The organism is Teredinibacter haidensis (genome assembly GCF_014211975.1).
In the GTDB taxonomy this organism is placed as follows: Bacteria; Pseudomonadota; Gammaproteobacteria; order Pseudomonadales; family Cellvibrionaceae; genus Teredinibacter; species Teredinibacter haidensis.
Map to the genome: position 1 here is coordinate 4,095,748 of NZ_CP060084.1, position 12,809 is coordinate 4,108,556.

The 12,809-nt window shown below is 49.6% G+C and carries 8 protein-coding genes; 6 read left to right on the forward strand and 2 right to left on the reverse strand.

Features of this window, described 5'->3' with window-relative positions; genetic code table 11:
• Positions 1–145 precede the first annotated feature (145 nt).
• Positions 146–1,078, forward strand: a complete 933-nt coding sequence (gene dmeF, locus H5715_RS16660; protein WP_075186333.1) for a CDF family Co(II)/Ni(II) efflux transporter DmeF — start codon at positions 146–148, stop codon at positions 1,076–1,078.
• Between the two features lie 727 nt (positions 1,079–1,805).
• Complete coding sequence (locus H5715_RS16665; RefSeq protein ID WP_075186332.1) at positions 1,806–3,095, forward strand: glycoside hydrolase family 6 protein; 1,290 nt, start codon at positions 1,806–1,808, stop codon at positions 3,093–3,095.
• 188 nt (positions 3,096–3,283) lie between these two features.
• Here the strand turns inward: H5715_RS16665 and H5715_RS16670 are convergent, their stop codons facing one another.
• On the reverse strand, positions 3,284–4,588 hold the full coding sequence (locus H5715_RS16670; RefSeq protein ID WP_075186331.1) for a DUF1015 domain-containing protein: 1,305 nt from the start codon (positions 4,586–4,588) through the stop codon (positions 3,284–3,286).
• Positions 4,589–4,675: 87 nt separating this feature from the next.
• Between H5715_RS16670 and H5715_RS16675 the strand changes: the two genes are divergently transcribed.
• Positions 4,676–5,899 (forward strand): MFS transporter, encoded by a 1,224-nt coding sequence (locus H5715_RS16675; protein ID WP_083608082.1) that lies wholly within the window; start codon positions 4,676–4,678, stop codon positions 5,897–5,899.
• A gap of 392 nt (positions 5,900–6,291) precedes the next feature.
• Here the strand turns inward: H5715_RS16675 and rarD are convergent, their stop codons facing one another.
• On the reverse strand, positions 6,292–7,212 hold the full coding sequence (rarD, locus tag H5715_RS16680; RefSeq protein WP_075186330.1) for an EamA family transporter RarD: 921 nt from the start codon (positions 7,210–7,212) through the stop codon (positions 6,292–6,294).
• A 123-nt stretch (positions 7,213–7,335) separates the two neighbouring features.
• Here rarD and H5715_RS16685 point away from each other — a divergent pair, with 123 nt between their 5' ends.
• The 3 genes from H5715_RS16685 (at position 7,336) to H5715_RS16695 (ending at position 12,674) form a co-directional block, all read left to right on the forward strand.
• Positions 7,336–7,605 (forward strand): GIY-YIG nuclease family protein, encoded by a 270-nt coding sequence (locus H5715_RS16685; protein ID WP_075186329.1) that lies wholly within the window; start codon positions 7,336–7,338, stop codon positions 7,603–7,605.
• Positions 7,606–7,652: 47 nt separating this feature from the next.
• Positions 7,653–10,301: a helicase-related protein gene (locus H5715_RS16690; protein ID WP_246434596.1), complete on the forward strand. Its 2,649-nt coding sequence runs from the start codon at positions 7,653–7,655 to the stop codon at positions 10,299–10,301.
• Positions 10,302–11,024: 723 nt separating this feature from the next.
• Positions 11,025–12,674, forward strand: coding sequence for a cellulase family glycosylhydrolase (locus H5715_RS16695; RefSeq protein WP_246434800.1), 1,650 nt, complete (start codon positions 11,025–11,027; stop codon positions 12,672–12,674).
• The last annotated feature ends 135 nt before the right edge of the window (positions 12,675–12,809 follow it).

Here is a 12,809-nt window from a genome sequence, read left to right on the forward strand (position 1 = left end):
TCTATAGGAAATCGGTAATGCTTCCGAAGGTGCTTTTGATATTGCTCTATACGTACCATTCTTTTTGTCGGTATTCTTGCGGATAACATACTGAGTAATACAGATTTATATCTGTGACGTTTTGCAATTGAACAGGAAATTAAACGTGCATTCACATAACTTAAATCAATGGCAACACAGCCACAATTTTGCCGTAGCCAACCAAAAGGGCGAAAGGCGAACCCTGTATGTTCTGGTGCTCACGGCTATTACCATGCTGGTGGAAATTATTGCCGGTAGTATTTATGGTTCAATGGCGCTGTTGGCTGATGGCTGGCATATGGGCACGCATGTCGCCGCCTTTTTGATTGCAATGCTTGCCTATCGTTATGCAACCAAATATGCAGGTAGCAACCGCTACACTTTTGGTACGGGCAAGGTAAATGTTCTGGGCGGTTTTGCCAGCGCAGTGGGTCTGGCGATTGTAGCGCTGGTGATGCTGGTTGAATCTTTACAGCGCGTGATTGAACCCCAGGCGATCCATTTTAATGAAGCAATTGTGGTGGCATCGGTTGGCCTGGTGGTCAATATAGTTAGCGCCTTTTTACTCAAGGATGCTCACCACCACGGGCATGACGATCACGGGCACGACCATCACCATCATCACGATCACAATTTAAAAGCGGCTTATATGCATGTGCTTGCCGATGCGCTTACTTCGGTGCTGGCAATAGCGGCTTTGGTGTGCGGCAAATACTTTGGTTGGAATTGGCTAGATCCGGTCATGGGTGTTGTGGGGGGGATTATTATTACTCACTGGGCCATAGGTCTGATCAAACAAACAGCGCCAGTGCTTCTGGACGCAAGCATCAATGAGCAGGAGCAGCAAAAAATACGTGAGGTGATTGAGGCAGATGCGGACAATAAAGTGTCGGACCTACATATCTGGCACGTGAGCGCCAATCACTATGCGGCAATTATTGCACTGGTCACGCATCAAGCTCGGTCTGCTGAGCACTACAAAGGCTTGCTGAAAGATTTTGATAAGCTCTCCCATATCACCGTTGAAGTGAACCTGTGTGAAACGGATCATGCTTAGTGTATTTTACGAATAGTGAGTGGAATTGACTAAATAGAAGGGGTGGAGGCAACAAAATAATATCGTAACTCAATGTTTTATCAGTGTTTATTTAACGTGGACGAGTAATTACTTTAAGCATGCGTACCTTTTGAGTGATCCACTAATAGAACGAGAAAGACAATGAAATACGTGTTACTTACCCTACCAATGTCGCTCGTTTTTGAAATACGGACGTATTCCAGTATACAGGCGCCTTGACCTTGGAAAACCAGAATGTCAAGATTTGATTCGACTTAACCAGAGTTTCCTCGATCTAAGCACACTAATTTTAGTTGGCGGCATGTTGTTCCTTCCATCTTACTTTGATGTTTTGAAAAAGCCCGCCACTGCCTAACCACCAAAGATGTACGCGCCTCTAGAATCCCTCAAAATGATGGCTATAAATATTAATTTAGCCGCCATGAAACCGATTACAGTCTAATGGTTTGAAATTGATTTCGAGAGATTTTAAAATTTGTTGTCATCTTCACAAAGCGCATTTTAGTATGCGACGTCGCATTGTTTTTTGCGATTTCAGTAGTGTTTTAGTCAATCGTCTTCAAAAACTTCATCAACAATAATGTGTATAGAGAATGTATTCGTTAACGTGTTATCTAACGATTTTCATGTGCTGTGCTTGTCGTGAAAAAAGGAGGTTGTAGCGTTTCACGAATGCATTCAAACAAAACCTGTTAGGAGAAGAAAAATGATAAATAGGACGTTATTCATGGCCGCTGCCTCGTTGGTTGGGTTGGCAATGGCAAGTCAGCCGGTTGTTGCAAAAAAGGGTGGCGCAATGTCACACTATCAACATCATTGGAATATACCCGAGCACCTGTACATTCCACCGGCAAATGAGGGCGCGCGAGACCAGTTCAAAGCGTTGCTTAAAGAGGGTGAGTTCGAGGATGCAGGGTCGCTGGCGGCAATGATGACCACGCCGCAGTCTGTATGGCTGGTGGGATCGTCTGCCGATGAAATCAAGCAAACGGTTAGGCAGCACCTTTGGCAGGCGCGAATGCAGTTTAATGCCACGCCGGTTTTTGTTGTCTACAACATTCCTTTCCGTGATTGTGCATCTTACTCTGCGGGTGGCGCCACCAATGCCGACGAATACCTGGAATGGATAGACGCTATAGCTGAGACAATTGGCGAATCTAAAGCGAAAATTATGCTTGAACCTGATGGTTTGGGGATCATTCCGCACTACACGCCGTTGGGTAACGATTCCCCTGAGTGGTGTCAGCCCGATGAAGTGGACGCAGAAACCGCAGCGGATGAGCGCTTTTATATGATGACCGAAGCGGTCGAGCGTTTTAATGCTATGGGCAATGTTGATGTGTATCTCGATGCCACTCATGTGCGTTGGTTAGGGGTTGGCGATATTGCTGATCGTTTAAGCAAAGCGGGTATTGCTGATTCTGCGGGCTTTTTCCTAAATGCATCGAACTATCAGGCATCGGACCAGCTGATCAAATACGGCGAGTGGATTTCCTCTTGTCTCGCCTTTGCCAATAATGATGAAGAAGGCGGTTGGCGTTTGGGTCACTATGATTGGTGTGCTAGCCAGTACTACCCTGCGAATCTCGATGATACGAATACCTGGGTAGAAACGGACGACTGGTATGTGAGTAACCTGGGAACGGCGGAAGCTACAACACACTTTGTTATCGATACCAGCCGCAATGGTCAGGGCCGTTGGGTTGGCCCGGAAGATGCTCCCGGCGACGTGCAGGATTGGTGTAACCCTCCCGAGCGCGGCTTAGGTTTACGACCAACGCTGGATACCGGTATCGATCTGGTGGATGCTTATTTGTGGATCAAGATACCTGGTGAATCCGATGGCGAGTGCACTCGATGGGAACCCGCTGGATCACCTGACCCCGTTCGAGGTATTGACAACCCTCCCGCAGGCGCATGGTTCCCAGAGATGGCTCTGGAGTTGATTCGCAATGCCGAGGAAGGTGCTTTGCCGGAGTTTCCTTGGAAGAACTAATAGAGCCGCGAGTGATCGTGTAGACGTTTAGACCTGAGTAAAAGCCGCAACCTGCTGTTGCGGCTTTTTTCTTTGTTGGTGGTGGTAAGAAGGTGAAAATAGAGAGACTAGAATCATCCTCCGACAATGGTAACGCGGAGCAACCCCGTTGTGCCTGGTTGCTGGCGTCTATCAACCCGTCTGGATCATTACGGCTGTATGCGTCGGCCCTCAAAATAGAAGCGTTTATCCTGCGCCTCGCCCATCGAAAATGTTTTTCTCGGTAACGCGCCGTCAAAGATTACCGTTTTAAACAGAGCCTGTTTATCGATGGGTGGCAATAAAAATCCAATATTGCTCTCTTTCTCACCCAGCTGAATCGTTGTGCTCTCGCCGTGAATATAGTCGACATTGGCTTGAGGGTTATCTTTTAGATAATCGTCCAGAAACTGTTGCAGGCTTCCCGCCGCCAGCTGCTGTGCAGGTTTGTGAATAACGAGCGAGCCGCTGGTGTTGTGATAATGAAAGGGAATGGCTTGGGCGTCGGCGCTAAGGTTGGCAGGCTCGGCTTTCAATTCGGCCTGTTGATCGCGGTAGTAATCCAAAAAAGCGGCGATCAGTGCTTCGGGGTTTGTATTAAACACCACCCGGTGAATGGCCTCGAACTCCAGTGATGTGTCGTAGAGATTAACCAATTCCACCAGGGCATATCGGGCGGGGTGATCCGCAACGGCGTCAAAGCCCCGGTCGGCTTTCATCTGCTCCCATATTGCTCTCGCCGTAGCAAAGGAATGATTGCCATCACCCATGGCGTAGAGCAGGGGCTGCTGTTCTGGGCCGGTATCGTATTTTTCCTTGAAGCTGTCGGGTTGAGCGAGCTTTTCCAGGCTGGCGGCGAAGGCTACCAGCGCCTCGGGGGCGTCGATTAACTCGCCGCGCAGCTGACCACTGTTTTGCATCAGCTCGCATTGATAAACGGGTGTTGCCGACTGTTCGAACAGGGGTTCAATGACGGTTCTGTCGGGGTCGTCGATCAGTACCATAATGTGGGGGAACTCCAGCGCAGCGCCCTCGCGGATCTTGACGCGCGGCGGCAGGCGGTCAACAATGGTACCCTCGGTGGCACGAATCAGGGTTTGGCTGCCTTGCCGATAATCGTAGTGTTCCAGGTCCAGCGCAACGATCACGCCTTTGCGCTCACCGGTTGAGGTGCTGCGTCGACAGCGAATAAGGCTGCTTTTGTATTCCTCGAAAACGTCCTTTTGCAGGTAGGACTGCATGGTGCTTTGAATACCCTGAATAATGTCTTCGTTATTGCCACTTTCCAGCCATGCTTCCGGAAATACCATATGCCCGGTGGAGGGGCTGTCTGCAATGGCCTGTGCGACCTTTTGCCAGTAGTCCGGTTGGGAAGAGTATTGATCGCAGGCGACAACCGCCCAGTTTGTAGGGTCTATCGAGGGAGATGGCAGCAAAATGTCGGGGATTTGCAGGCCAATGGCATCAAATTTCATAGGCTGTTGTTTAGGTGGTAAATGGGTGCGCGAATTCTAACCTATGATAAGATCGTTGTTCTTTGATCTCCTACCAGTTGTACCTCTATGTCCGAATCTAAGTCCGCTTCCGCTGTAAATATTTCCGTATCTGAGCCTACAAGTTTTTGGCACAAACCAGAAAACCTCCTTTTAACCATGAGCTTTGTGATGTCATTTATGTTCGCCACCTGGCAGGTGTTGTTGAACAATTTTGTTATCGAGCGTGCAAACTTTACCGGTGTGGAAATAGGCATGCTGCAAAGCTTGAGGGAAGTGCCGGGCTTTCTGGCGTTTACGGCTGTTTTTGTACTGCTGATACTTCGAGAGCAATACTTTGCATTGCTCTCGATTGCGGTGATGGCGCTGGGAGTAGCTCTTACCGGCTTTTTTCCTTTTGCCATTGGGCTGTATTTAACCACTGTGGTCATGTCCATCGGCTTCCATTATTTCGAAACGATTAACAAATCTCTTACGTTGCAGTGGCTGTCAAAGGAAAATGCGCCGCAGTTTATGGGGCGTGCCTTGTCGGTAAGAGCGATTGCCAGTCTTTCCGCTTACGCGCTGATCTTTGTTGCGATGCATCAGCTGGGGGTAGATTACCAGTGGATGTACTTGCTGGCAGGAGCGAGCGGCCTGGTCGCGACATTGGTGATTGTGGCTAAATTCAAAAATTTTCATCCTCATGTAGAGCAGCACAAAAAATTGATTCTACGCAAACGCTATTGGCTTTATTACGCCCTGGTGTTTTTTAGTGGTGCGCGGCGGCAGATATTTGTGGTGTTTGCCGGATTTCTAATGGTAGAAAAGTTTGGCTACAGCGTGGGTGAAATTAGCGCGCTGTTTATTATTAACTATGTGTTTAATTTTTTCTTCGCTGCGCGCATAGGCAAATTTATTGGCGTTATTGGTGAGCGCAGAGCACTCATTATCGAGTACGTCGCGCTAATCCTAGTCTTTGTTGGGTATGCTTTTGTGACCAACGCGCACTTTGCCGCCGCGCTTTATGTTGTCGACCATCTCTTTTTTGCCTTCGCCATTGCCATTAGTACCTACTTCCAGAAAATAGCGGATAAAGCGGATATCGCCGCGACCGCCAGCGTCAGTTTTACCATTAACCATATTGCGGCGGTAGTGATTCCCGCGTTATTGGGTATTGTCTGGTTGACGTCGCACAGTGCGGTGTTTCTATTGGGGGCGGTGTTTGCTGTGCTGTCTTTGGTGATGGCTTTTAATATTCCCTCACAGCCAGGCCATAATAACGAAGTACTGGTAGGGCGAGTACCTCGATAAAAATCTACGGCGCTATTCTGCTTGCCAAAGCTGGAAGCGCTCAACCAAATTGAGAGTGAGGAGTAGTTCGCCAGTTGCACCAATGTGATGTTGGAATCTCCCTTGTCGGTAAGTTCAAAGGTCAGTTCAGTGACGGTCGATTTGGAATCTAGCGGATGGCGGATAACTGAAGGCGTATGCGTGTAAACGAACGCCCCATCTATTCGATGACAGGCTATTAAAGCCTTTAAAATAAAAGTGCTAATGACTAACAGCAACAAGGGATGAACGATGTTGTAATGTCGATTTTCCGTTGTGGTAGATCGGTCGATATTCATCAGGCTGGCTAGAGTTTATATCGTTGTTGGGGAGAAACCTTAATCCTCAAACATGGACGGTGTTTTTCCACGCATTCATTTTTGAGCTTCGCTGCCTTTGGCAATGTGATATCGGCGAGATTTTCTTGCCGTATAGAGGCTGTCCAGCGAATAAATCGCCAGCGCCACCCAAATGCAGACAAAAGTCATTGCTTTCTGCCAGACAAGGACTTCATCAAACCAGCCTATGGCAGTGATTAACACGATGGTGGGCGCGAGATATTGTATAAACCCCATGGTGGAATAATTTAATCGGTTAACGCCTGCGGCGAAAAGTATAAGTGGAATACTGGTTACCGGGCCCGCCGCTAGCAGTAAAAAAGCAAAGCTGGTTTCATTACTGGCGATACGCAGGGATTCCGCCGGGGTAAAAAAATAAAAATAGAGCAGCATTGGCAGCAGTAGCAGAAGTGTTTCAATAAACAGCCCCTCCAGTGCGCTCACGCGTATTAATTTGCGCATAAGTCCATAGGCGCCAAAAGAAAAAGCGAGTGTTAAGGCGATCACGGGAATTTCTCCAAGCGTGATCATTTGCAGGCCAACACCGGTAAAAGCCAAGGCGACAGCGAGCCATTGTAGCCGCCGCAGTTTCTCACCCAAAAATAATAAACCGAATAACACGTTGATGAGTGGGTTGATGTAATAACCCAGGCTGGTTTCCAGCAGGTGACCGTGGTTGGTTGCCCAGATAAATACCACCCAGTTAATAGCCACAAAACCGGCCGCTGCACCGAGGATAAGCAGGGTTTTGGGTGAGCGGAAGTAGGGTGCTAGTTGTGGCAAACGCTTTAATACTACGAGTATCAGCCCGACAAACAATGCAGACCAAACAATACGGTGAACAAGCAGCTCCCCCGCAGGTATTCGGCCAAATAGCTTGAAATAGAGGGGGACAAAGCCCCAGCAGGTATAGGCGGAGATGGCAAAGAGAAGTCCCCTGCGAGTTTCTTGAGGCATAGTATTACGGCTTGGCTAAAGTGGGCGTTGAACTCATGCTGTAGAGCATATAGTGTTTCCCGCTCGTTATAATAGCCGCCGAGCCATTCTGGCTGCTTTTTGTCATATTCAGGTTAACGATAAATGAATAATCCGGGTTGGTTCGTGTATATGGTGTGCTGCCAGGATAAATCGCTCTACACCGGCGTTACTACCGATGTTGAGCGCCGGGCCGGGGAGCATAACAGCGCAAACAAGGGCGCGCGCTATACGCGGGCGCGGCAGCCGGTGGAGCTGGTGTACTACGAAGCGGCGGAATCCCGCTCTCTGGCCTGCCGGCGTGAGTCAGAAATTAAACGGCTGTCGCGCAAAGCCAAGTTGGCTTTGATCTCTTCAACTATCATTAACACATAATTTCCGTACAATGGCGCCCCCCAAACTTTCGCAGAGATTCTTAGCTGATGATAAGCACTTTCGTTTTAGGTCAACGTTGGGTAGTCGATTCCGAGCCCGAGCTGGGATTGGGTATCGTCACGGGGGTGCAAGGTCGTACAGTTTCGATCTTTTTCGAGCAGGGAGATTGCGAGCGAAATTATGCCGTTGCCCAGGCACCGCTTACCCGTATCCTGTTTTCTGAGGGAGATGAGATATCCCTGGCCAAGGGTGAAAGCGCCGTTGTAAAAGCTGTTCACGAGCAAAACGGCCTGCTCATTTATGATATTGGCACTGAGCAGCTGATACCGGAGACGCAACTGTCCTCTGAAGTGAGCTTGAATCAACCGCTCGTGCGTTTGCTTACCGGCCAGCTGGACGCGCCTAAGTGGTTTTATTTCCGTCGCAAATTGGATGAGGCCGTGAGCAAAACCTGGCAGTCGCGCCTCGGTGGTTTGCTGGGGGTGCGCGCCAACCTAATTTCCCATCAATTATATGTCGCTTGGATGGCCTGCGAGCGCGAAAAAGTACGTGTGCTGCTGGCCGATGAAGTGGGTTTGGGTAAAACCATCGAAGCGGGCATGATCCTTAGCCGCATGCTGAAATTTGAGCGGGTCGAGCGCGCTCTTATATTAGTGCCGGATGCCTTACAGGTACAGTGGCTGGTTGAGCTGGTGCGCAAGTTCGCGCTGGTGCCGACCCTCTACGCAGGGGAAGAGCACGATTTCGTCAGTGGCCAGATCCATATTGTTCCCCACAGCATTGCCGAGCATATTGCCCCGCAACTTCTGGAGGCGGAATTTGATATCACCATTGTCGATGAAGCCCACCATATTCTGCCAGACAGTGAAGCCTTCGGTTGCCTGCAGCAGTTATCGCTGAGCAGCGACCACTTGGTATTGCTAACCGCCACTCCAGAACAGTTGGGCGCCGAAAGCCATTTTGCCCGTTTACAGCTGCTGGATCCGGCCAAGTTCACCAGCCTGGAAAACCTGCGTGCAGCGGAAGCTGAGTACCAGCAATTGAACGAGCGCATCCGAGCATTGCCGCAGGGCCGCGAGCAACTGATAGACGACTACCATTTGCCCGCAGGTGCCAGCGACGAGGAGCTGGTAGATGAATTACTGGATGTACACGGCGTTGGCCGGGTGATGTTCCGTAATGTGCGCTCGGCGATCGCTGGTTTTCCTAAGCGAATGGCGACACCTCATCTATTGGAAGATGATAGCTGGCCGGTGAAATTCGAGTGGTTGGCACAGTGGATAAAGCAGCAGGGTAGCGAAAAAATTCTGGTGATTTGTCACAGCATAGAGCAGGTTAAGGATTGCGAGAGCTTTCTTTGGCAAAAGCATGGCATTGACGCAGCACTCTTCCACGAAGAGCAAAACCTGATAGAGCGCGATAAGGCCGCCGCCTACTTTGCCGACCTGGACGAGGGCAGCCAGATTCTGATTTGCTCTGAAATCGGCAGTGAAGGCCGCAACTTTCAGTTCAGTTGTCACTTGGTGTGCATGGATTTGCCAGAGCATCCGGATTTGCTGGAGCAGCGCATTGGCCGCTTGGATCGTATCGGTCAAAACCGCGATGTAAACATTCATATTCCCTACGGACCACAGTCGAAAACTGCCCTTCAGCTACATTGGTATCACCATGTACTGCACTGTATCGAACAGCAAAACCCTGCCGCCGGTCAGGTGCATGATGAGATTGTTGAGCGGCACAGTGAGGCGCTTGAATTCTACAGTGAGGAAGTACTTACTTCTGATCTGGAGCAGGAATGCATGGATAAGGTCGAGTTGCTGCAGCGGGAAATTCAGCTGGGACGCGATGCACTGCTGGAAATGAATAGCTGCCGTCAACCCTTTGCTGATGAGTTGGCGGACAAAATAACCCTGTTCGAACAGGACACTCCTCTGGAATTGATCGAGATGGCCAGCGACCTGTTCAATTTTCATTTTGAGGGCACCTACGAAGGTATCTACAGTCTTATTCCCTCGGATAAAATGCTGATTCCTGCGCTGCCTGGGATTCCCGGAGAGGGCACCGAGCTAACCTTCTCGCGCGATATTGCCAATCGTCGGGAAGACCTGCAATTTATGAGTTGGGATTCGCCTTTCGTTATCGGTTTGTGGGAGATGTTGCACCATTCGGATCTCGGTTCTGCTTCCGTGGCGACCCTGCCCAGCAAGCAATTGCCCTCAGGCCACTGCTTGCTGGAAGTGTGTTTCGATCTGGTGATCCAATCCAAGCATTCTGCTGCCTGTTTACCCTTTCTAAACAGCCATTCTGTTCGCTCTTTGGTGTTGGATATCAGCGATAAAAACCTCGCTGCATTACTACCGGAAGCTTCGTTACAGAAGACAATTGAGCCGGTGAAGAAATTTCTTGCCAGGGATGTGGTGAAATCTCGAAAAAATGAAATAGGTGATTGGTATAAAAAAGCGGAAGCCTTTGCAGAAGTTGAAAAAGCCAGCCTCTTAGAGCAAGCCTCGGCGCGGGCAAACCGCTTCTTTGACGCAGAGACCAGTCGCCTGCAAAACCTCGCGCGACATAATGCGGGTGTGGATATCCGGGAAGTAGAGATGTTGCATCAACGCCAGATTGATATCGTGGGCGCACTGGAAGAGCAGACTCAATTGCAGCTTTCGGCAGCAAGGTTAATTGTGATTACAGGCTAAAACGCACTGCTGTTTGGGGGCTCCTCATCCCAGCGTGAAAGAGGGCAATGCCTTTGTTGGAGGCTGGCGGTGTAATTTGCCTATTGCGCTGGCCCCCAAATAAAAACTCCTACCTCCTCACATATTCTATCTAAACTCGAGCACAATTCAGGCAATTACTGGTTAGAATTCATGCTTTCTTCCGGTTGCCTTGCAAACGGTTACATTGTAGTTTTACACCCCTGTTCTTAACGAGCAGATATTTACAGGCACCTGAATAACAATAATAGCGACAGGGTGGCATGAGCAGGGTACGGCTTTCGATCCAGTGGTCATGGTGTTTTTTAGTCTCAGTAGGCACCAGTACGGTAGAGAATGTGTCCCTTTTCAACGGATAACCTTTGTTAGCCCTTGGGCTGATTAGCTCCAAGGCGCGTATATCGCCAAACTTCTTTTCCCTCAACTAGCTGTATCTCGTATGGGGTAGGCCGTGCTTTGCCTGTGGCTTGTGCCGCCGAAAGAAGGAGTGCGCTATCGTGCTTTTGGGTGGGTAATTCGGCACCGTCAGTGAAGCCTCGTTAGACAGGTGTTTTTTTCGGGAACCTTTTAGTTGGTACGGCGAATATAGCGCCGGGTAGAGGCCCCTCATCAGTAGTGAACAAGGAGTCAATTATAATGACCACCAACTTCTTCAAACGTTGTACTGCGCATCTCACCAAAACCTGCGGTGTGGCGGCAGTGACAATGGCTATGGCAGCTAACAGCTGGGCTGGCTTTTCTGTATCCGGCACCCAGTTACTGGACGCTAATGGCAACAATTTTATTATGCGTGGTGTAAACCATGCCCACGCCTGGTATAGCGGTGAAACTGGTTCTATTGCCGACATCGCCAATACCGGGGCCAACACGATTCGCGTTGTATTAAGTAACGGCGACCAGTGGACGCGTAATAGCGAATCCGATGTTGCTAATATTATTTCGCTTTGTAAGCAAAACCAGGTGATTTGTGTGCTGGAAGTACACGATGCCACCGGTGGTGGAGAAGAAAGTGCAGCGGGTACTATTGCCAGCGCGGCCCAGTACTGGGTGGCGATTGCGGGTGCGCTGCAGGGTCAGGAAGACTACATTATTATCAATATTGCCAACGAGCCTGTCGGGAATAATCAAGCCGATTCCATGTGGATAGGCGATCATCGCGCGGCTATTCAGACCCTGCGAAACGCCGGCCTGACTCATACGCTGATGGTGGACGCTCCCAACTGGGGACAGGACTGGGACAATGTGATGTATAACAATGCCTCAGAGGTTGCAGCAGCGGATACCTTGGGTAACACCATGTTTAGTGTTCACATGTATGAGGTTTACCAGGATCGTGCTACCGTTGAAAACTATATAACTGGCTTTATGAGCAACCATAACCTACCGATTATTGTCGGCGAGTTTGGTGCTGATCACCAGGGTACCTTTGTTGATGCCGATTCCATTATGGCGGTGTCCCAGCAAAACGGTACGGGATACCTGGGTTGGAGTTGGTCTGGTAACGGCGATTGCTGTACTGCGCTTGATATCGTCAATAACTTTAACGCCGGTAGCCTCAGTACCTGGGGTGACCGTCTTATCAACGGTACGGATGGTATTGCGCAGACCTCTCAGCGTGCTTCTATCTTTGGCGGAACATCTTCCAGCTCTTCTTCAAGCAGCTCCAGTTCTTCTAGTAGCTCTTCCTCGTCTTCAAGTTCTAGTTCCAGCAGTAGCTCCAGTTCTTCCAGTAGCTCAAACGGGCAATGCGAAGATGTGTGCCAGTGGTATAACGAGGGGACTTATCCACTCTGTACCAATGCTAGTGGTTGGGGTTGGGAAGATGGCCAGAGCTGTATTGGGCTCAGCACTTGTGAAAGCCAAGGTGGTGGTAACGGTGGTGTCGTATCCAGCTGCAGTTCTAGCAGCAGCTCTTCATCTTCAAGCTCTAGTTCCAGTTCTTCTAGTAGCTCTTCCTCGTCTTCAAGTTCCAGTTCTAGCAGCAGTTCGTCGTCTAGTTCTAGTAGCAGCTCTTCTTCAGCTACCGGACAGCAGTGCAACTGGTACGGAACACTGACCCCTGTATGCGCAAACCAGGATAGCGGTTGGGGTTACGAGAACAGCCAGAGCTGTATTGGTGCTATTACCTGTGAATCCCAGAGCGGAGATGGCGGTCTTGTGGGTGGCGATACTTCAAGCAGCAGTTCATCATCTAGCAGTTCTTCTTCCGTCAGTTCTAGCTCAAGCTCCTCATCTACCGGTGGTGTTTGTAACTGGTATGGTAGTGAATACCCTCTGTGTACAAGTACCAGCAGTGGCTGGGGCTGGGAAAATAATCAGAGCTGTATAGCGCCAAGCACCTGTAACTCTCAGTAGATATCTCATCATCGGCAGGTCATTTCCTGCCGTTTTCTGTTTGATGCCGAGCCCTAGCTCGGCTTTTTTATATGCAGGAATGGCGCGTGCATGGAGGCACAGGAGCGGCACTTTTCCTTCCATTCCCGTTATACT

Coding starts and splice junctions, on each gene's coding strand:
- H5715_RS16685 (WP_075186329.1), top strand. CDS start 7,336: ATGAATAATCCGGGTTGGTTCGTGTATATGGTGTGCTGCCAGGATAAA.
- H5715_RS16675 (WP_083608082.1), top strand. CDS start 4,676: ATGTCCGAATCTAAGTCCGCTTCCGCTGTAAATATTTCCGTATCTGAG.
- H5715_RS16695 (WP_246434800.1), top strand. CDS start 11,025: ATGGCTATGGCAGCTAACAGCTGGGCTGGCTTTTCTGTATCCGGCACC.
- rarD (WP_075186330.1), bottom strand. CDS start 7,212: ATGCCTCAAGAAACTCGCAGGGGACTTCTCTTTGCCATCTCCGCCTAT.
- H5715_RS16670 (WP_075186331.1), bottom strand. CDS start 4,588: ATGAAATTTGATGCCATTGGCCTGCAAATCCCCGACATTTTGCTGCCA.
- H5715_RS16665 (WP_075186332.1), top strand. CDS start 1,806: ATGATAAATAGGACGTTATTCATGGCCGCTGCCTCGTTGGTTGGGTTG.
- H5715_RS16690 (WP_246434596.1), top strand. CDS start 7,653: ATGATAAGCACTTTCGTTTTAGGTCAACGTTGGGTAGTCGATTCCGAG.